The 18,636-nt window shown below is 32.8% G+C and carries 21 protein-coding genes; 5 read left to right on the top strand and 16 right to left on the bottom strand.

The window, feature by feature from the left end:
* Positions 1–51 precede the first annotated feature (51 nt).
* From rluF to FLP_RS18465, 3 genes are all read right to left on the bottom strand, one after another.
* Positions 52–909, bottom strand: a complete 858-nt coding sequence (gene rluF / locus FLP_RS18455) for a 23S rRNA pseudouridine(2604) synthase RluF (protein WP_065450963.1) — start codon at positions 907–909, stop codon at positions 52–54.
* Between the two features lie 187 nt (positions 910–1,096).
* Positions 1,097–1,441, bottom strand: coding sequence for an antibiotic biosynthesis monooxygenase family protein (locus FLP_RS18460; protein ID WP_065450964.1), 345 nt, complete (start codon positions 1,439–1,441; stop codon positions 1,097–1,099).
* 10 nt (positions 1,442–1,451) lie between these two features.
* On the bottom strand, positions 1,452–2,606 hold the full coding sequence (locus FLP_RS18465; RefSeq protein WP_065450965.1) for a cytochrome P450: 1,155 nt from the start codon (positions 2,604–2,606) through the stop codon (positions 1,452–1,454).
* Positions 2,607–2,679: 73 nt separating this feature from the next.
* Here FLP_RS18465 and FLP_RS18470 point away from each other — a divergent pair, with 73 nt between their 5' ends.
* Positions 2,680–3,360: an ArsR/SmtB family transcription factor gene (locus tag FLP_RS18470; protein WP_065450966.1), complete on the top strand. Its 681-nt coding sequence runs from the start codon at positions 2,680–2,682 to the stop codon at positions 3,358–3,360.
* Positions 3,361–3,668: 308 nt separating this feature from the next.
* On the opposite strand, the gene FLP_RS18475 is transcribed toward FLP_RS18470, so the two are convergent.
* From FLP_RS18475 to FLP_RS18490, 3 genes are all read right to left on the bottom strand, one after another.
* Positions 3,669–4,529, bottom strand: coding sequence for an alpha/beta fold hydrolase (locus tag FLP_RS18475; protein ID WP_065450967.1), 861 nt, complete (start codon positions 4,527–4,529; stop codon positions 3,669–3,671).
* Positions 4,530–4,885: 356 nt separating this feature from the next.
* Entirely contained in the window at positions 4,886–5,665 is a 780-nt protein-coding gene (locus FLP_RS18485) for a zinc ribbon domain-containing protein (RefSeq protein WP_065450969.1), read from the bottom strand.
* Positions 5,666–5,668: 3 nt separating this feature from the next.
* Positions 5,669–6,763 (bottom strand): Nif3-like dinuclear metal center hexameric protein, encoded by a 1,095-nt coding sequence (locus tag FLP_RS18490; protein WP_065450970.1) that lies wholly within the window; start codon positions 6,761–6,763, stop codon positions 5,669–5,671.
* A gap of 213 nt (positions 6,764–6,976) precedes the next feature.
* Here FLP_RS18490 and FLP_RS18495 point away from each other — a divergent pair, with 213 nt between their 5' ends.
* From FLP_RS18495 to lpxK, 3 genes are read left to right on the top strand one after another with little or no spacing between them, the layout of a single operon-like run.
* Positions 6,977–7,219, top strand: a complete 243-nt coding sequence (locus FLP_RS18495) for a DUF2683 family protein (RefSeq protein WP_065450971.1) — start codon at positions 6,977–6,979, stop codon at positions 7,217–7,219.
* Complete coding sequence (locus tag FLP_RS18500) at positions 7,201–7,482, top strand: Txe/YoeB family addiction module toxin (RefSeq protein WP_065450972.1); 282 nt, start codon at positions 7,201–7,203, stop codon at positions 7,480–7,482. Before FLP_RS18495 ends, FLP_RS18500 begins: the two co-directional genes overlap by 19 nt.
* Before the next feature lie 4 nt (positions 7,483–7,486).
* The gene (gene lpxK / locus FLP_RS18505) at positions 7,487–8,509 is read left to right on the top strand and encodes a tetraacyldisaccharide 4'-kinase (RefSeq protein WP_065450973.1); all 1,023 of its coding nucleotides are present in this window, start codon (positions 7,487–7,489) and stop codon (positions 8,507–8,509) included.
* A gap of 28 nt (positions 8,510–8,537) precedes the next feature.
* Here the strand turns inward: lpxK and FLP_RS18510 are convergent, their stop codons facing one another.
* The 3 genes from FLP_RS18510 to lipA form a co-directional block, all read right to left on the bottom strand.
* A complete protein-coding gene (locus FLP_RS18510) occupies positions 8,538–10,709 on the bottom strand; it encodes a tetratricopeptide repeat-containing hybrid sensor histidine kinase/response regulator (RefSeq protein ID WP_065450974.1) in 2,172 nt (723 codons plus the stop codon).
* A 26-nt stretch (positions 10,710–10,735) separates the two neighbouring features.
* Positions 10,736–11,734: a type I glyceraldehyde-3-phosphate dehydrogenase gene (gene gap, locus FLP_RS18515; RefSeq protein ID WP_065450975.1), complete on the bottom strand. Its 999-nt coding sequence runs from the start codon at positions 11,732–11,734 to the stop codon at positions 10,736–10,738.
* Positions 11,735–11,823: 89 nt separating this feature from the next.
* Positions 11,824–12,690, bottom strand: coding sequence for a lipoyl synthase (lipA, locus tag FLP_RS18520; RefSeq protein WP_065450976.1), 867 nt, complete (start codon positions 12,688–12,690; stop codon positions 11,824–11,826).
* A 327-nt stretch (positions 12,691–13,017) separates the two neighbouring features.
* Between lipA and FLP_RS18525 the strand changes: the two genes are divergently transcribed.
* Positions 13,018–13,893, top strand: a complete 876-nt coding sequence (locus tag FLP_RS18525) for a M48 family metalloprotease (RefSeq protein WP_065450977.1) — start codon at positions 13,018–13,020, stop codon at positions 13,891–13,893.
* Positions 13,894–13,961: 68 nt separating this feature from the next.
* On the opposite strand, the gene FLP_RS18530 is transcribed toward FLP_RS18525, so the two are convergent.
* From FLP_RS18530 to FLP_RS18555, 7 genes are all read right to left on the bottom strand, one after another.
* On the bottom strand, positions 13,962–14,342 hold the full coding sequence (locus tag FLP_RS18530) for a PH domain-containing protein (RefSeq protein WP_065450978.1): 381 nt from the start codon (positions 14,340–14,342) through the stop codon (positions 13,962–13,964).
* Positions 14,343–14,409: 67 nt separating this feature from the next.
* A complete protein-coding gene (locus FLP_RS18535; protein WP_244894299.1) occupies positions 14,410–15,042 on the bottom strand; it encodes a DUF4184 family protein in 633 nt (210 codons plus the stop codon).
* Entirely contained in the window at positions 15,008–15,148 is a 141-nt protein-coding gene (locus FLP_RS25930; protein ID WP_262496247.1) for a DUF4184 family protein, read from the bottom strand. The genes FLP_RS18535 and FLP_RS25930 overlap by 35 nt, the downstream gene beginning before the upstream one ends.
* Before the next feature lie 158 nt (positions 15,149–15,306).
* Entirely contained in the window at positions 15,307–16,131 is an 825-nt protein-coding gene (locus tag FLP_RS18540; RefSeq protein WP_065450979.1) for an energy transducer TonB, read from the bottom strand.
* Between the two features lie 157 nt (positions 16,132–16,288).
* Positions 16,289–16,840, bottom strand: a complete 552-nt coding sequence (locus FLP_RS18545; RefSeq protein ID WP_065450980.1) for an RNA polymerase sigma factor — start codon at positions 16,838–16,840, stop codon at positions 16,289–16,291.
* Positions 16,831–17,937, bottom strand: a complete 1,107-nt coding sequence (locus tag FLP_RS18550; RefSeq protein WP_065450981.1) for a glycosyltransferase — start codon at positions 17,935–17,937, stop codon at positions 16,831–16,833. Before FLP_RS18550 ends, FLP_RS18545 begins: the two co-directional genes overlap by 10 nt.
* Positions 17,938–18,020: 83 nt before the next feature.
* Positions 18,021–18,635: an FMN-binding negative transcriptional regulator gene (locus FLP_RS18555; RefSeq protein WP_065450982.1), complete on the bottom strand. Its 615-nt coding sequence runs from the start codon at positions 18,633–18,635 to the stop codon at positions 18,021–18,023.
* Position 18,636 lies beyond the last annotated feature (1 nt).

Genomic DNA, 18,636 nt, shown 5'->3' on the forward strand with positions numbered 1-18,636 from the left:
TATATAAAAAGACCCTTTCGCAAAAACGAAAGGGTCTTTTTATAAGATCAATTAGTAATCTCCTTTTTTCTTAAATCTGGGATCATCCTTTGATATAAAATCTGTTCGTCGTTTAGGAACATCATCTTTAGATAAAAAATCCGTTCTTCGTCTTGGACTTGGAGTTTCGACTTTTGGAAAACTTGCTTCTTCGGTTTTGCTTGAGGGTTCTATTAAATGATTTAATTCTTTGATTTCGTCATCGGTCAAATCACGATAGCGCCCAACCGGAACATCAAGCGAAATATTGATGATTCTGATACGTTTAAGCGCCGTAACATCATATCCCAGATATTCAGTCATTCTACGAATTTGGCGGTTTAAACCCTGCGTTAATATGATTTTAAATGTAAATTGACTAATTTGTTCTACTTTACATTTTTTGGTCACAGTATCCAGAATCGGAATACCATTTCCCATGCGTTGTATAAAACGTTCTGTAATAGGTTTGTTTACTGTTACCGTATATTCTTTTTCGTGATTGTTTCTGGCGCGTAAAATCTTGTTTACGATATCGCCGTCATTCGTCATGAAAATTAATCCTTCACTGGCTTTATCCAATCTTCCAATTGGAAAAATACGTTTTGGATAATTAATATAATCTACAATATTATTTCGAACTTCAAGATTCGTTGTACATTCTATTCCAACCGGTTTATTGAAAGCCAGGTATACCAATTTTTCGTGTTTCTCCACAATCAATTTTCCGTCAATACGCACTTCGTCATTTTGCGAAACTTTGGTTCCCATTTCAGCTACAACACCATTTATTGTTACGCGTCCTTCTTCAATAAGCTTATCGGCTTCACGGCGGGAACAATATCCAGTTTCACCAATAAATTTATTCAGACGTTTTAAATTCTCTTCCATACTGCAAAAGTAAGCAAAATTTAGACTTCTTGGATTTTAGATCTTTAGATTGTTAGACTTCTTAGAATTTCAGATTTTAGATTTTCTTCAATCTTGTCACTCCTCGTTTCTTGCAATGACAAAACTAAAGAAGACTATCAAAAGAAAAACCTTAGTGCCTCAGCGTCTTAGAATCTTAGAACCTTTTTTAAGAATGAAACTGCGAACTATCGCTAGGCGTTTCCTTGCGATCAAACATTCCATAATCTCGAACTACATGGGCGATTCTTAAATGATAGTCTTTAAAAACTTCATTTCGTCCTTTTGCCTGAGCATGACGATGCATTTCGAGATTTCTCCATTGCTGAATACTTTCTTCATCTTTCCAGAAAGACAATGATAAAACTTTATCAGGATTGCTAAAACTCTGAAATCGTTCTATTGATATAAATCCTTCAATAGTATCTAATTCTGGGCGAAGACTTGCAGCTATATCAAGATATCCTTCTTTTTTTCCTTCATTAGGAATTACTTCAAAAATTACTGCTATCATATTTTATATTTTAATTGTTGAATTGAATACAGATTCTTTTTGGTAATCTGGCGTTTATAAGGGATTCGTACTGAATTTGATTTTCTAACAATGAAACAAATTTGTAATTCTGAAATAAATGCCAAAGCGCTTCTGTTGCCAAATGAATGGAAAAATATTTTGCCAGACACATATGACCGCCAATTCCAAAAGTTAGATTTTCATTGTTATTCATTCTTTCAATATCAAAATTCACAGGGTTTTCAAACTTTTGAGAATCTCGATTGGCAGAAGCCAAAACAATTAATATTGAATCGCCTTTTTTAATTTGGCTTTCGCCGATGAAAAAATCTTCAATGGCGATTCGTCTTGTATTATGAATCGGAGGATCAAAGCGCAAGGTTTCAATAACTGATTTTTCTATTTCAATTCTGTTTGAAAATGTTTTGTTTTGAATAATTTGTAATAAAGAATTACTCAAAATTCCGCGCCCGGCATCGAAACTCTGGATACATAAACCGATAAAATTACTGACTGTAATTGTACTAATTTCTTCTTTTGAAAGATTATATTGATTCGAAATATTCATTAGTAAAGAATCATAAAAGGGTAGTGAAGAAAGATGTTTTTCAACAGTAAAATAAAGTTTTGCTGAAATTTCATTTATAAATTTTACTTGCTCTTCAGTTTTCTGCGGAAGCATAATTTTGAGAAAAGAGTCTATTACTTCTGAAATAAAATCACAGTCATTTTCTTCAAAACCAAAACTTTTTAAAAGAACAAGGATCGGCATTTTTTTGCTGATAGAATTAACCCAGTCGATTTTATTGTTAGCTAAATCATTTTCGATCAATGACGAAGTAATTTTGCTGATGTTAACTGATTTTATATTTGAAAATAATAGCGTTGCAATTTCTTTTGCGACTTCGTGTTGAATTCCATTTGATAATCGTGTTAGATTGTCTAGAATTTTCAAAGCAAATTCATTCAGTTTTTGTTCATTATCTGGATTTACAATCGGAATTTCGACTTTATTGTTTTTTAGAATTTCGACACAATGTGCATAAGAATAAATTGCCCAGATTTTGTTGGTTTTATCCCAGTAAACAGGATTTTTGTACATCATTAATTTGTAAACTGAATAAGGATTCTGGATGTCTGATTGAAGGAATAAACTTGAGGTCATTGTATTTTATTTTTAACAAAGTTATTTAACTTTACAGGGGAATAGTTCAGTCTGTATTTAACTATGAAATAAAATGGAAGATCAGTTTATAAAAACGGCAACTTTAATTGGTGATGCTACGCGTGCGTCAATTTTGTGGAATTTACTTGACGGAAGAGCATTTACTGCAACTGAATTAGCCATTGCGGTCGAAACATCAGCTCAAAACATCAGTATGCATTTAGGAAAACTTCTTGATGCCGATTTGATTTCTGTCGAAAAACAAGGCCGTCATAAATATTACAGATTTTCGAATAAAGAAGTTGCCTACGCCGTTGAAGCAATGGCGAATCTGATTCCGAAACCGGAGACTTCTGCAAAAAAGAAGACAGAAAATTATCCTGCTATAAAATATTGCAGAACGTGTTACGATCATTTAGCAGGTAAAATTGGTGTGGCTTTAGCCGATAGTTTATTAGAACAAAAAATAATTATTGAAAAGAATAATACTTTCGAAGTTACTTCTGAAGGAGAAAAATGGTTCTCAGATTTTGGAGTTAATATTGGAGACGCCAAGAAACAAAAACGAATATTCTTAAAACCTTGCCTCGACTGGAGCGAAAGAAGATATCATATTGCAGGTTCAGTAGGAACATTGTTATTGAATAAAATGCTGGAACAGGACTGGATAAGAAGAACAAAAGATTCAAGAGTTATTATAATAACAGCAAAAGGAGAAAAAGAAATGTTGAAGTCTTTTAAAATTATTGTTTAAAAACAATTTTGTCATCCCTCGTGCCTCGGGATGACAAAAAATGAGCAGGCTAACTCTCGCAGATTTGGCAGATTGAGCAGATTTAATTGAATAAAAAAATCAGCAATATCTGGTAAATCTGCGGGAAAATTTTTTAATACAAAGTAATCACATTCTTGTCATCTCGACCGAACGGAGAAATCACACAAGAAGCTCGACATAGATTGGAGATTATAGGAACAGAATTACTCGTGCGATCCTTCGTGCCTCAGGATGACAAAGTATAATGGTGAAATAAAAAAACTTTGTGCCTTAGCGCCTTAGTGGCATTAAACCTTTTCTACAGAAAACAAAAACTCAATTACTTTCTCATACAATTCATCATCATGCATTCCGTGACCTAAACCTTTAGTTTCTATAAACTGACTATTCTTCCAATTACTCGCAATTTTTTTCCCTTCTTCAAAAGCAACAATCTTATCTGAAGTATCGTGCGCAATAAAGCCGGAAACATTAAATTGTGATGCGAACTTTTGCGCAGAGAAATCTCCGATTTTAAAGTTGAATCGATTTATGAATTTACCCTCGAGAAGCGAAAACATTTTGGTATTCAAACTCAACATGGCAATATAATTGTCGATCAAAGTTTTTAAATCTGATGGCGCTCCAAGAATTACCATTTTATTAATACTTGTATTGGGAAATAAATATTGATGGTAAACACAAGCTGCACCTCCAATTGAATGACCAATAATGATAGTTGGTTGATACTTTTCTACAGCTTTATTGATAAATTCAGCATAAAGCGGAATATTAAATTCTTTGCCGCTGCTTTGTCCGTGAGCCGGAGCGTCAATAGCAATAATGGTACTTCCGGATTTTTGAAGATGTGGTAAGGTTTGTTTCCAGCGTGCAGCATTACTTTCCCAACCATGAACGAGAAGAATTTTGGTTTCGTTACCTTTCCAGATGTAAGTTTGAAAATGATGTTCGTTATGATGAAACGTTTCAGTTTCTGTATTTTTTAATATTTTGGGTAAATCTTCTTTTTGCAGTCTTCCAATTCTGGGCTGACTAAAGAGGGCATAAGACAGTTCGACAGCTTTTTGCGGACGAACATAACTTAAAAAATTAATATACGACCCAACCGATTTTAATGTAATGAACCGAATTCCTTTTTTAATTCCCAAAACTTAATTTTTTTATAAAGATAAAAATATGATTTTAAAGTTGCTTAAAAATGTTTTGCCACAGATTAAAAGATTAGCACAGATTTAAAATCCTTTATTAATCTTTTAATTTATCAATTCTAAAACCTGTAGAAAGAGTAAAAAAAATTATCGCAGAAAACGCTACGTTTTTTTTACTCTTAGCTTTTATAAAGCACAAAGTTCGCAAAGCTTTATATTGATTTAGCTTTGCGAACTTTGTGCTTTCAAAAGCATTCTTAGAGAAAATCTTTGCGTTCTTTGCGGTAAAATTCTCCACAACATTTAGCAAAATAAAGGCAAAAAAAAAATCCCGATTAAATCGGGATTTTAAATATTTAGAATTTAGAGAACAATTGTTCCATTTTTTCTTTTTCTTCTTCAGCTAATGCGCTGTCAACTAAAATTCTTCCAGAGTGCTCATCAGTAATGATTTTCTTTCTAGAAGCGATTTCTACCTGAGTTTGAGGCGGAATTGTAAAGAATGATCCTGCAGATGCTCCTCTTTCGATAGATACAACAGCTAATCCGTTACGAACACTAGTTCTGATTCTAGTATAAGCAGCTAATAATCTTTCTTCGATCTGAGCAGAGAACTCAGCTGATTTCTCAGATAAGAAGATTTCTTCTTTTTGAGTTTCAGCCATAATAGCATCTAATTCAGATTTTTTATGTTTTAAGTGAGAACTTTTAGCGTCAAGTTTTTCTTTTAAGTTAGAAGTAACTTCTTTCTTATGTTCGATAGAAGCTTTCATTTCTTTGATTTGCTTTTCAGCCAATTGAATTTCTAATTCCTGAAATTCAACCTCTTTAGTCAAAGAATTAAATTCTCTGTTATTACGAACTGATTCTTGTTGTTTTGTGTATTTTTTGATAACCTCTTTGTGCTCATCAATAGCATTTTTCTTTGCTTTGATAAGATCTTCAATAACCTCAAGTTCACTTTTCAGTTTCTCTGAACGCGTGCTTAAACCTGCAACTTCATCTTCTAGATCTTCCACTTCTAATGGAAGTTCTCCTCTCACGTTTCTGATTTCGTCAATTCTAGAGTCAATAAGCTGTAAATCGTATATTGCTCTTAACTTGTCCTCAACACTTAATTCTTTCGTATTCGCCATATTCTATAAGTACTTAACTGGATTTGTATTTTCTTCTGATAAAATGATGGCAAAATTAAGGATTTTTTTTCGAAGATAATCAACAATATAGTTTTTTGTATAGCGTTCACTCTCAAAATGACCAATATCGGCTAAAAGTAGTCGATTTTCTGCTTCATAAAACTGATGGTATTTTAAATCTGCCGTCAAAAAAGCATCGGCTCCAGCCTGAATTGCATTTTTTATGGCGAAACTTCCTGAGCCTCCCAGAACGGCAACTTTCTTGATTTTTTTTCCTGTAAAGACCGAATGGCGAATTCCGTCGGCAATCATTTTATCTTTTACGAAAAGCAGAAAATCTTTTTCATCCATTTCGGTTTCAAATTCACCAATCATTCCTAAACCAATATTTTGATGGGCGTTTTGTAAATCATACACTTCGTAAGCTACTTCTTCGTAGATATGATTGGCAAAAAGTGCTTTCAGGACTTTAGATTGTAAATGTTTTTCGAAAACAACTTCAATTTTTATTTCGCGTCCTGTATGCAATTTCCCTTGTTCTCCAACTACAGGATTGCTGTTTTCATTTCCCTGAAAAGTAAAAAAACCTTCAGTATTAAAACTGCAATTGTCATAATTACCAATCGTTCCGGCCCCAGCTTCAAACATAGCGTTTCGAACCTTATCAGAGTTATCAGGAGTCGTATAAGTAACTAGTTTTTTGATAAAACCTTGTTTCGGAATTAAAACTCTGGTATTTGTTAAGCCTAAAGCATCGCAAAATATTTTATTAACTCCCGCCGAATGATTATCTAAAGCTGTGTGAACCGCATAAATAGCAATATCATTTTTGATGGCTTTCAGGATTGCGCGCTCGACATAATTTTTACCCGTAATTTTTTTAATTCCGGAGAATAAAATCGGGTGAAAGCAAACTACCAGATTGCAGCTTTTTGCAATAGCTTCATCAATTACATTTTCTAAAGCATCATGACAAACTAAAACTCCCGTACTGTCAGTTTCAGCATCGCCAACTAAAAGGCCAACATTGTCAAAATCTTCGGCGTAAGCCAAAGGTGCCATTTCTTCGAGAACTGCTAATATTTCTTTGATTTTCATTATTTTTTGTTTCAGGTTTGTTTTGTTTCAAGTTTCAGGTTATTGTAGTGCATGAAAATTCGAAATGTGAAAACAAATTAACGAATAAAAATATACTTTTTTAAGTTGTATATTCTCAAAGCAATTTTTTTAGTATAATAATTGATACTATTAGTATATAGTATTTATACTAATATTTGATTTTCGTATATTTGTAATTCTAAATCATAAGTCATGACTACAATAAAAATTAACGAGCAAACGAAGACAGGAAAAGCATTTATGGCGATGTTTGAAGCTTTTTTTAAAGGTGTAGAAGGTATTGAGATCGTTGAGCCAGTTTATGGACAGGTTAATGAAGAGCCAAGTATTTATAGTTCTGAATTTATTGAAAAAGTTAAAAGAGCAGAAGAGAATATTAGACAAGGAAAAACAACTAGGTTAAATCCAGATGATATATGGGGAAGTATTTTGTAGAATTTGATGATATTGCTCGTAAAGATTTGAAAAATCACTATAAGTCAGGAAATAAAGCTACCATAAAAAAGATCGAAAAAATACTTTTAGAATTAACTGAAACCCCTTTTTTTGGAGAAGGACAACCAGAGGAATTGAAATATAATTTTAATGGGTATTGGTCTAGAAGAATTAATCAAAAAGACCGAATGATTTATCGTGTAGAAGAAGAAATTGTGACCGTTATTATAGTTTCTGCGATGGGACATTATTCCGATAAATAACTTTATGAAATTACTTCGAATACTACTTTTCCCGTTTGCCGTTTTATATGGATTCATTACTTCGATAAGAAATTTTCTTTTTGATAAAGGAATTCTTAAATCGACTTCATTTAATATTCCTGTAATAGCTGTTGGAAACTTAAGCGTTGGCGGAACTGGGAAAACACCTCAAATAGAATATTTAATCAGGTTATTATCTGATAAATATAAAATTGCCACTTTAAGCCGGGGTTACAAACGTAAATCTGAAGGTTTTGTTTTGGCCGATATGACTTCAAATGCTGAAATTCTGGGCGATGAACCATTTCAGTTTTATCAAAAATTCCCCAATGTTCAGGTCGCGGTTGATGCCAACAGAACAAACGGGATAATACAATTGCTTTCGCAGAATGAAAAGCCTCAGGTTGTTTTATTAGATGATGCTTACCAGCACCGAAAAGTAAAAGCGGGTTTCTATATTTTATTGAGTTCATACGGTGATTTGTATGCAGATGATTTTATGCTGCCAACCGGAAATCTTCGCGAGAGCAGAAGCGGAGCCAATAGGGCAAACATTATAATTGTCACGAAATGCCCTAAAGATTTATCAGATACAGAACAAGCAGAAATTCGTTTGAAATTGAAATTGACTTGTTCGCAGCAAGTCTATTTTACTTTTATCGATTATGATGATTCTATTTACGGTGAAAATAAAAAAATAGCTGTAAATGAAATTAAATCAGAACCAAAATTACTTATTGCAGGAATTGCAAAACCAACGCCATTTTTTGATTATTTAAAAAATGAAAATGACGAATGTATAACTTTTCCGGACCATCATAATTTTTCAGATTCAGACTTAGAAACAATTCAGAGTAAGGCTCAGAATAAAAAGATTGTTACAACAGAAAAAGATTATGTACGTTTAAAAGATTCTAAACTAGCTTCTCAATTGTATTATTTACCAATAAAAAGTACATTTATCAATAACCACCAAAATTTTGACGCGTCAATTCTGAAGTACGTTAAATTAAACTCGGGATCTTAGGAACTTAGAACCTTAGTGCCTTTAAAAATTAATCGAAAAACTTCGCAATTGTACTGTAAAACTCATCTGGTACAAAAGGTTTGGTGATCACATCATTCATTCCGTATGACAAAAGCATGTCTCTGTTTTCATCAAGCGAAATGGCTGTTAATGCAATAATAGGAGTGGTTTTGTCAAATTCCCTGATTAGTTTTGTAGCCGTTGTGCCGTTGATTCCGGGTAAATGAACATCCATTAAAATCATATCGAATCGTTTTACTTTTAAAAGCTCAACAGCATCTTCACCATTATCTATTATTTCGCAGGTAATGGCTTTGTTTTCCAGCATTTTTCGCGTAATCATCTGATTGATTTTGTTGTCTTCAATCAATAAAATCGATTTGTGTTTTAATTGTTTGTCGTTATAGGGTTTTGCTTCTTCTACCACTTCCAAAGGTTCATTGTTAATCTTGAATTTCAATTTAAAGGTAAAAGTAGAACCTTTACCCACTTCACTTTTTAGTTTTATTTCGCCTCCTAAAAGTTCAATCAGTTTTTTAACGATTGTTAGTCCTAAGCCAGTTCCGCCATATTTGCGATTGACTTCTATTGAACCTTGAGAGAAACTTTCAAAAACGGTTTGCAGTTTGTCTTCGGGAATACCAATTCCTGTGTCTACAATTTCAAAATAAACTGTAGCGCCATCTTCTTCTTTCGTGTACAACTTTGCAATTACATTTACATTTCCGTTTTGTGTAAATTTCAGTGCATTATTGATTAAATTTAAAATGATTTGAGAAATTTTAGTAGGATCTCCAATTAAATTATCCGGAATTGATTCGTCTATTTCAAGGTTGAAATAGTTTTTATTGGCAGTGGCTAATTCTTTTAAGGAGCTTTGAATATTGAATAGCAATTCTTTTAAGTTGAAAGTAATGTTTTCTATTTCGACTTTTGTGGAATCGATTTTATTAATTTCGAGAATTTCATTGATGAATGTGGTGAGATAATTTCCTGAAAATTTTAAAGATTCAAGATATTTTAATTGTGTTTTTTTAGGATTATCTTCTAGTAGTAAATGCGTAATTCCGTTAATCGCATTTAATGGCGTCCGGAGCTCATGACTTACAGTTGATAGAAATTCGGATCTTGCTTTTGATGCTTTTTCAGCTTTATTTTTGGCTAAAACAAGTTCTTTGTTTTTCTCTCTTAAAAGTAAATTGTTTTGATTTCGAATAATATTGTTTTTGTATAATGCCAGGCTTAAAAGGGATAAAATCGAAATAAGGGCAATGGCCAAAATGCTGACCAATTTAGAGTAACGATATGTTTTTAGCTGAATTTTTTCTTCGCTTTCACGTTTAATGGTATTGTTTAAAGATTGATTTTTTTTGAATTTTTCGAACTCATTAAGATCAATTTTTGCATTTTTTAATTTAAGAATATAATTTTCTAACTGATAATGTTCATCCAGATAAGAGTAGGCGAGGTCAAAATTTTTATGCTGTTTGTAATATTGGCTTATCGCTAAAATAATTTTTGATTTTTGAGCCAGATTATTGCTTTTTGTATTATAGTCTAAAGCATTTTCCAGATAAATTATAGCAGAATCATTTCGTTTAAGTTGTGTTTCGATTAACCCTAGTTGATAATAGGCATCAGACTTAGTTTTTAGAATAGAAGGATTATCAGGTTTTTCTATTATTTCGTGAAAAGATTTTGCTGCAAGAGGTAAATTCTTATTTGTTTTTAATGCCATCGCTTTTTGAAAGTTCAAAACTTCGGCGTGGTCAACCATTTTTAACTGATTCAAAAGCAATTCTGCTTTTTTGTAATAAATGGCAGCTATTTCATAATCACCTTTTGCAGTATTTGCTACACCAATATAATGCAGTGCCAGCACTTTGGTACACGTTGGTTTTACACTGTCAAAGGAAGCAACACTTCTATGAAAACTTTTTAGGGCTTCATCATATTTATGTTGTTTGTAGTAAATTTTGCCAAGCTTAAAAGTTTGATTGGCTAAACCTTCGTGTTTGTGATTTGATTCGCAAAAATTGATAGATTTTTGGGTATAATAAACCGCTTCCCTATATTTTTTATTGCCCAGATTTTTATTGACTAACTTGTTGTAATAGAAAACACTATCTGTATTCTTTTTGGATTGAGAATACAAAAATGAATTAAAAAAACAAAAAAGAATAAAAAAGTGGTATTTCATGTAATGCAATGCTTTTACAATGAATCTTATGTTTTTCTTGTACGCAAAATCAAATCAATTAATCTTGATGAATAGCCAATTTCGTTATCATACCAACCCACAACTTTTACCATCTTGTCAATAACAGAGGTTAATTGTGCATCGAACAAACACGAATGTGTATTGCCAATGACATCAACAGAAACAATAGGATCTTCTGTGTAATCTAATATTCCTTTTAAATTTGTTTTTGAGGCTTCTTGAAATGCTTTATTTATTTCTTCAATAGTAACAGCGCGTTTTACATTAAATGTAATATCGGTCAATGAACCGTCGGGAACGGGAACGCGAATTCCGCAACCTCCGATTTTTTCATGCAATTTAGGAAAAATTTTTGTTAATGCCTTAGCTGCACCTGTAGTTGTTGGAACAATTGACTGACTTGCGCCTCTCGCACGGCGTAAATCCTTATGTGGCTGGTCGTGAAGGCTTTGGTCTGTAGTGTAAGAATGTATTGTTGTGATGTATGCTTGCTCGATTCCGCACAATTCATCGATGATTTTGATCATCGGAGCAGCATTATTTGTGGTGCAACTTGCGTTCGAAATAATGTTTTCGCTTCCGTCCAGAATATTTTCGTTAACACCTAATACTACCGTTTTGATACTATCAACTTCTGATGGAGCAGAAAGGATTACTTTTTTTGCGCCGGCTTCGATATGTGCGTTTAATTCTTCGTGAGTTTTATATTTTCCCGTAGACTCAATTACAAAGTCAATATTATGGCTTTTCCAGTCTAAATTTGAAATGCTTTTTTCATGAAAAAACAAATAATGTTTTTCATTAACAATTATTCCTTTTTCGTCATGACTAACAATAAAAGGCAAAACCCCATGAATACTGTCGTATTTTATCAAATGCGCCATGGTTTTGTTGTCAGCAATATCGTTGATAGCAACGACTTCAATATCAGGATGGTTTAGAAGTAAACGGAATAAATTTCTACCAATTCTTCCGAAACCATTAATAGCAATTCTTGTTTTCAAGTGCTTTATTTATTTGTTTAAATTGTTCAATCGTTTATTTGTTTAACCGTTGGTGCGATTAAAGAAATAAACGATTGAATAAAAACTTTTTATAAAATGTGTTTTTGTGCTTTGTATGAAGAGCGAACAAGAGGACCGCTTTCTACATGACGGAAACCTAATTCAAGACCAAATTTTTCGTATCGTGCAAATTGATCCGGGGTAATAAATTCTTTTACTGGTAAATGTTTTTTACTAGGCTGTAGGTACTGACCAATAGTAACAATATCCACATTTGCATTGCGTAAATCGGTCATCGTCTGGAAAACTTCTTCTTCAGTTTCACCAAGACCTAACATAATTCCGGATTTTGTTCTGTTGATTCCTTTTTCTTTCAGGTAACGTAAAACCTCTAAACTACGATCATATTTTGCCTGAATACGTACTTCACGAGTCAAACGTCGAACGGTTTCAACATTGTGGGATACTACTTCAGGATTTGCTTCTACGATTCGGTCTAAGTTTCTTTCTATTCCTTGAAAATCAGGAATTAAGGTTTCCAGAGTGGTGTTAGGGTTCATTCTGCGAATTGCCTTTACGGTTTCGATCCAGATAATCGAACCACCATCTTTCAAATCATCTCTGTCAACACTTGTAATTACAGCGTGCTTAATGTTCATGATTTTTATAGAACGAGCCACTTTTTCAGGTTCATCCCAATCTACCGTTTCAGGTCTACCGGTTTTTACACCGCAAAAACCACAAGAACGTGTACAAACATTTCCTAAAATCATAAATGTAGCTGTTCCTTCGCCCCAGCATTCACCCATATTTGGGCAACTTCCTGAGGTACAAATCGTGTTTAAGCTGTATTTATCTACCAAACCGCGAAGTTCAGTATATTTTTGTCCAATTGGAAGTTTTACTTTTAACCACTTCGGTTTTCCAGTTGGTATATTTTCAATGACTGTTTCCATATATCAAAATTCAAAGTGCAAAGATAAGCAATGTAGTTTATTTGATGATTTGTTTACCATTTAATTTGGTATTGATCTCATTATAGTTTGAAAAACCATTTTAGCGATAATTTTGCTCTAGTGTTAAATTATTGTTTTTAAATTATGCTGTTGGTGAAATTGGCTATTTTTTGTTTGTTTATTTGAATAAGAAGAATAATTATAGCACAAGCTTGATTTTTACTCGTTTAATATTTATATCTTTATTTGTTATAAATTGTATTTAATTGAAATAAAAAAACCTAAACATTGTAATACATTTGTTGTTAAATTGTAATAATATAAAACATGAAAAAGAAATTTATTGTATTAGGCGTTTTGTTTGCCGCTTTTGGTTTTACTAAAATGAATGCACAGATTAATTTCGGTGATAAAGCCGTTGGGGCACTTCAAAAAGGTGTTAGTGGTTTTACGTTTAGTAATGCCGATGCAGCTGCGCTTTCTAAAGCTGCAGTAGATAAAATGGATACTGAAAATGAAGTTGCGAGTGCAACAGATCCCTACACTTTAAGACTGAACAGAGTTTTTGGAAAATATACTGCTGGTGACGGATACACTTTAAATTATAAAGTTTATAAATTAAAAGAAGTAAATGCTTTTGCAACGGCAGACGGAAGTGTTCGTGTATATTCAGGATTAATGGATATTATGGATGATAATGAGCTTCTTGCAGTAATTGGTCACGAAATTGGTCACGTTGCCAATAATGATTCAAGAGATGCCATAAAAGCTGCTTACAGAAAAGAAGCTTTGTTAGAAGGTGCGGCTTCACAATCTGCCACGATTGCAAGCGTTACAGATAGTCAGCTGGGTAAAATAGGAAGCGCGATAATCGACAGTAAATTTAGTCGTAAACAAGAAGCCGAAGCAGATTTGTTCTCGTATAATTTTATGAAAAAAAATGGTTATAACGTAAATGCTGAAGAATCAGCTTTTAGAATTTTGGCTAAAATGAGTGAAGGATCACAAGCTTCATTTATCGATCAGATGATGAGTTCGCACCCAGACTCAAAACAAAGAGCCGAAGATGCTAAGAAAAGAGCTGAAAAAGATGGTCTGTATAAACCATATGTGCAACAAAAAATTGTAAATACTGCACCAGTAGTAACTAAAACTACTAAGAAAGCTACAACTACAAAAAAAGCAACCACTAAAAAGAAATAATAATTTCTGTTAGAAAAATAAAACCCGATAAGTTTCTTAGAAATTTATCGGGTTTTTTATTTTTGATATTAACCTAAAACGTGAAAAGCCAGTACTTTTTGTACGTCATACACGTTTACAGATTTATTAAATTGTTTTACAATACTTGGGTTTAGTTCGCTTGAAACCCAAATTTTTAATTCGGCATCAAGATCAAAAGTTCCTGCGGTTTCTACGCTAAAACGAGTGATGCTTTTGTAGGCGATCGATTTGTATTCTGTTTTGCTGCCCGTTATTCCTTGTACGTCAACTAAGATTAATCTTTTGTTAGTAAAGATAAAAGTATCGCGGATAAGTTTAAAACCCATTTCGATTTCTTCGTTATCAGTCAAAAGCTGACCGTATTTTTTAATTAAATCTTCCTGACTTACAGAACCGGCGTTGCCAAGGATAGCTGAAAATATTCCCATTTTTTAGTTTTTAATTTTGATAGATTTGATTTTCCTTTGAAAGGTGATGTAAAAGTAATTGATTTTGTTAAAATTTTTCACTTCCGGTAGATTTAATTAAGACAGGACTTATTACTAAAGAAATTAAAAAAGCTGAAATTACAGTTACAATAATATTTCCTGGAGAGATATGATTTAAATTAATTAAAAATCTTAAGATTGAAATTGTCACTGTAAGTATACTAATCGTAACCCAGTATTTTTGATTAATATCTATCGGCTGAATTATGTTTTCAGGAAGTTTAAAAAATGATGCAACTATAATTATGGCTCCTAATAAAGTGCTTGCATGCTGTGTTATTTTCCAAATTGGAATTTCATTTCCTAAAAAAGAAAAGCTATTCTTTAATGAAGAAATATGTTCTACGAAATAACCATGATTATGTGTAAAACCATCCCAAAAAAGATGAGAAGCTATTCCGATTATTGTGGAGATTAAAACTATAATCCAATTTTCTTTAAAATAATTGTTCCAATTAAACTTGCTGAAAAGCAATACTCTTGATTTTGTAATATTAGGAGAATTAAAGAATAAAGAATTGCGGATTATATTGTGAAATATAAAAGAAAGCAAAATTGCTAAAGGCAAATCAAACCAAAATATTCCATAAAAAGTATGACTGTAATTACTCTGAACCTTCATTCGAATAAAAATACTCAAAATCGGGAGTTAAGCTGCCAATTATAAGTCCGGTTAATGAAATCCAATTTTTAGGTAAATATTTTAAGGGAAGGATTATTGCGGGATGAGAAAAGGTAAATGGCATTAAGATTAGAATAGTTAAGATTTTTATGAGGTTAAATTTAAAATTAATAATCTAACAAAAGGCTTAATTTTTCTTTATCTCTTAATGGTTCAATAAAATAATGTTTTAAATTAAGGCATAAAAAAAAGCAGAACCTAAGTTCTGCTTTTCTGTTTTTATTATTGAGCTTCCGTTTTTATAGTGATTGGAAGGTTATAGGCAGTTCGAACTGCTTTCCCGTTTAATACTCCGGGAATCCATTTTGTTTTTAATGATTTAAGTACTCTGATTGCCTCTTTTCCAAGTCCGTAACCAGGATCATTTTTTACCATGATATCAGTAATAGAGCCGTCTCTTTCGATTACAAATGAAACATAAACTTTTAAAGTTCTGTCGGCATCCAATTCCGGTCTGTTGAAATTATTACCTACATAAGTATAAAACTTAGCCATTCCTCCTGGAAATTCCGGCATTTTGTCTAAAAGTGCAGGAAGTACAGGTTCGTTAGTTATTGGTGCTACTGATACAACTTCTGTGTCTCCACCGGGATTTCCAGGTATTGGATTCGCGATAGTTCCTGATCCGTCTCCTGTATTAGATACTGCAGAAGGATTTTGATCGTTTGTAGCAATCTTGTCTACAGCCTGTTCGGTTGGTACTAGAACTGGATGTGATAATTGACTCAAATCTGTTGCCGAAGTTGCTGCTGCCTGTTGTTGAACTGGCGGTGCCGGAGGCGTTGGCTGAACAGGGATTGGAGTTAAATTTACTGGCGTTAGCGGGTCATAAATAACTGGTCCTTCTTCTACAGGAGCTGGAGTTTTAAATTTGTTGATTAAAATTGATACACTTCCCAAAGCGGCTAATAATAGCAAACCCATAAATAGAGCTGAGATGGTAGTTTTTGAATTCTCCTGGCGTAATTGATACGCGCCGTACTCTTTGTTTTTGTTTTCGAAAACAAGATTGGTCCAGCTTGTTTCGTAGATACTTGATTTAGACATGATTTATGGATTTTAAGGTTAAGTAACATTTAAATCATAAGCGATAAGGTTTTGGGTTTTGGCAAACAACGGAAGCGTTGTTGTTTTAATGTGTGGATAATTTACTTTTTTAAGAATAAAGTGAATTATATTTTATTCTTTACCTAAAGATAATAAATTATCTATTACGTTCGATAATTTCTGCCAATAATTTTTTAGCTCGAAGTAATTTTACTTTTACGTTGCTTAAAGGTTCATCGATTTTAAGTGCGATTTCCTGATAAGTCATTTCCTGAAAATAACGCAACTGGATTACTTCCTGATAATGTGGTTTCAGTTCTTTGATGCATTGTAGCAGTCGGGAAAGATTTTGCTCCTTAATTAAAGCATCTTCGGCTGATGGAGTAGGGTCGGCAATATTGTAAGCCTGTTGGTCTTCGTTATCAGTGATTTCTATAAAAAGATTGGTTTTCTTTTTGCGCAATAAATCAATGTATACGTTTTTTGCAATGGCAATTAACCACGTGTTGAATTGAAATTCAGGGTTATAAGAACCTATCTTATCAAAAGCTTTAGAGAAGGTTTCGATAGTAATATCTTCGGCAGTAGTTTCGTTTTCAGTACGAGTTAGCATAAAGCCATACACTTCATTCCAGAAATAATCTAATAAAAAAGTAAAGGCGATTTGATCGCCCTTTTTTGCTTTTTCTATTTTAGAATTTATTTCCAATATACAGGTTTTGAAAAGATATTAGTTATAAAGATATTAATTTGTGTGAATATAAGCATGATTTCTACAATAGGAAACCAAACTTTAATGTCATTTTCTTTTAATTTTCCGGCAGAAAATCCAATTACAGTCCATGCAACAGTGTAACGAGTTGCCAAAATAGCTAAAACTGCAATCCATTGAAATTGGAAAGCTAATAATAGTATAACTAAAATAAAGAAAAATAATTGTGATATAAAAAAGAGGCCCAATTGCATTTTGTCGAAAAATTTATAATATTCGGCAGTAGAAATATGTCTTCTTTTTTGAGTAAACCATTCTCTGTAAGTTTCTTTTGGTTTAGAGTAGGTGAAACTTTCCGGAGTATAGGATATCGTTGTATTGTTTTTGTTTGCAGCCTGATTGATAAACAAGTCATCGTCGCCAGAACGAATCTGGATGTGTTCGATAAAGCCATTTACATTAAAAAACTCGTCTCTTTTATAGGCTAAATTACGACCAACCCCCATGTACGGGAGTCCCAATTTTGCCCATGAAAAATATTGTACCGCTGTTAAAACCGTTTCAAAACGAATTATTTTATTCAATAAAGAACGCTCAACTTTCTCATAACCTCCGTAGCCTAAAACAATCGTTTTATTCATGGTAAATTGAGAAGTCATTGCTGTAATCCAGTTTTTTGAAGTTGGATAACAATCAGCATCTGTAAATAATAAGTATTCTTTTTTAGAAGCTTTGATTCCCAGGGTTAAAGCATATTTTTTATTGCCCCAAAAAGCTTCATTATTTTGCACTTTTACTAAACGAATATTAGGATATTGTTGTTCAAATTGCTCAAAAACTTCTAAGGTTTCATCGCTTGACGCATCGTCTATTAAAACAATTTCGAAATCAGGGTAATCTTGTTCTGCCAATAGCGGAATAAACTTTTTAACGTTTTCTTCTTCATTTTTAGCACATACAATTACCGAAACAGGTAATTTTTTTGATGTAATATCTTGTGGTTTAGCAAAAGCAAACTTTCCAAAAATTCCTAAGTAGTAGAAAACCTGAATAACAACAATAGCAATAAAGAAGTAAAATAAAGTTATAAGCATCTGATTTTAATGTCTTTTAATTTCTGAATCTTGCGCGTGCAAATGTACTTATGAATTCCTAGATTTCAATGGCTAAAGCCAATTTACTTTCGGCATTTCGACATTTCTTTTGCAACAGCAATAGCCTGAGGGTTTTCAGTTTTTTCTAATTCTGTAATAATGTTTTTATAATTGAGGTCGTCTCGGTTTTGAGAGAGTTTTTTGGTAGCCTGAATTTCATCAATTTCAATTTCAAAACCAAATATTCCTCTCGCTTCACGCATTGTTTTTGTTGATAAATCCTCAACGCGAACAGGATTCTCAGAACCCGCTTCATATTTATCAACCAATTTTTTAAGCTGCTCTATTGTGGTGGCTTCGTCTACAATTTTGATTCGGCCATAAACATGTACGGCTATATAATTCCAGGTAGGCACATTTTCGTGATCGTACCAGGAAGAAGAAATATAACTGTGCGGACCTGTAAATACGGCCAAAACCTGATCGTTCTCGGCAAAACCTTCTGCTTGCGGATTTAATTTTGAAATATGTCCTTGTAAAATTTCTTTTCCGTCAGCTGTAACTTCAAGTTCTATCGGAATATGCGTAGCGCATAATTTTCCCTGAGTTTGATTGATCAGAATGCCAAAACTATTTTCTTTTAAAAAAGTTCTGATCGATTCCGGATCTTCGTCTTTGTATATTTTAGGAGTATACATT

This window comes from Flavobacterium piscis (assembly GCF_001686925.1).
Taxonomy (GTDB): domain Bacteria; phylum Bacteroidota; class Bacteroidia; order Flavobacteriales; family Flavobacteriaceae; genus Flavobacterium; species Flavobacterium piscis.

Excerpts from the sequence above, each read along its gene's own strand:
- FLP_RS18555 (WP_065450982.1), bottom strand. The coding sequence starts at position 18,635 with ATGTATACTCCTAAAATATACAAAGACGAAGATCCGGAATCGATCAGA.
- rluF (WP_065450963.1), bottom strand. The coding sequence starts at position 909 with ATGGAAGAGAATTTAAAACGTCTGAATAAATTTATTGGTGAAACTGGA.
- FLP_RS18485 (WP_065450969.1), bottom strand. The coding sequence starts at position 5,665 with ATGGCGAATACGAAAGAATTAAGTGTTGAGGACAAGTTAAGAGCAATA.
- FLP_RS18510 (WP_065450974.1), bottom strand. The coding sequence starts at position 10,709 with ATGAAATACCACTTTTTTATTCTTTTTTGTTTTTTTAATTCATTTTTG.
- lpxK (WP_065450973.1), top strand. The coding sequence starts at position 7,487 with ATGAAATTACTTCGAATACTACTTTTCCCGTTTGCCGTTTTATATGGA.
- FLP_RS18490 (WP_065450970.1), bottom strand. The coding sequence starts at position 6,763 with ATGAAAATCAAAGAAATATTAGCAGTTCTCGAAGAAATGGCACCTTTG.
- FLP_RS18500 (WP_065450972.1), top strand. The coding sequence starts at position 7,201 with ATGGGGAAGTATTTTGTAGAATTTGATGATATTGCTCGTAAAGATTTG.
- FLP_RS18540 (WP_065450979.1), bottom strand. The coding sequence starts at position 16,131 with ATGTCTAAATCAAGTATCTACGAAACAAGCTGGACCAATCTTGTTTTC.
- lipA (WP_065450976.1), bottom strand. The coding sequence starts at position 12,690 with ATGGAAACAGTCATTGAAAATATACCAACTGGAAAACCGAAGTGGTTA.
- FLP_RS18460 (WP_065450964.1), bottom strand. The coding sequence starts at position 1,441 with ATGATAGCAGTAATTTTTGAAGTAATTCCTAATGAAGGAAAAAAAGAA.
- FLP_RS18495 (WP_065450971.1), top strand. The coding sequence starts at position 6,977 with ATGACTACAATAAAAATTAACGAGCAAACGAAGACAGGAAAAGCATTT.
- FLP_RS18465 (WP_065450965.1), bottom strand. The coding sequence starts at position 2,606 with ATGACCTCAAGTTTATTCCTTCAATCAGACATCCAGAATCCTTATTCA.
- FLP_RS18550 (WP_065450981.1), bottom strand. The coding sequence starts at position 17,937 with ATGCTTATAACTTTATTTTACTTCTTTATTGCTATTGTTGTTATTCAG.
- FLP_RS18530 (WP_065450978.1), bottom strand. The coding sequence starts at position 14,342 with ATGGGAATATTTTCAGCTATCCTTGGCAACGCCGGTTCTGTAAGTCAG.
- FLP_RS18525 (WP_065450977.1), top strand. The coding sequence starts at position 13,018 with ATGAAAAAGAAATTTATTGTATTAGGCGTTTTGTTTGCCGCTTTTGGT.
- FLP_RS25930 (WP_262496247.1), bottom strand. The coding sequence starts at position 15,148 with ATGCCATTTACCTTTTCTCATCCCGCAATAATCCTTCCCTTAAAATAT.
- FLP_RS18470 (WP_065450966.1), top strand. The coding sequence starts at position 2,680 with ATGGAAGATCAGTTTATAAAAACGGCAACTTTAATTGGTGATGCTACG.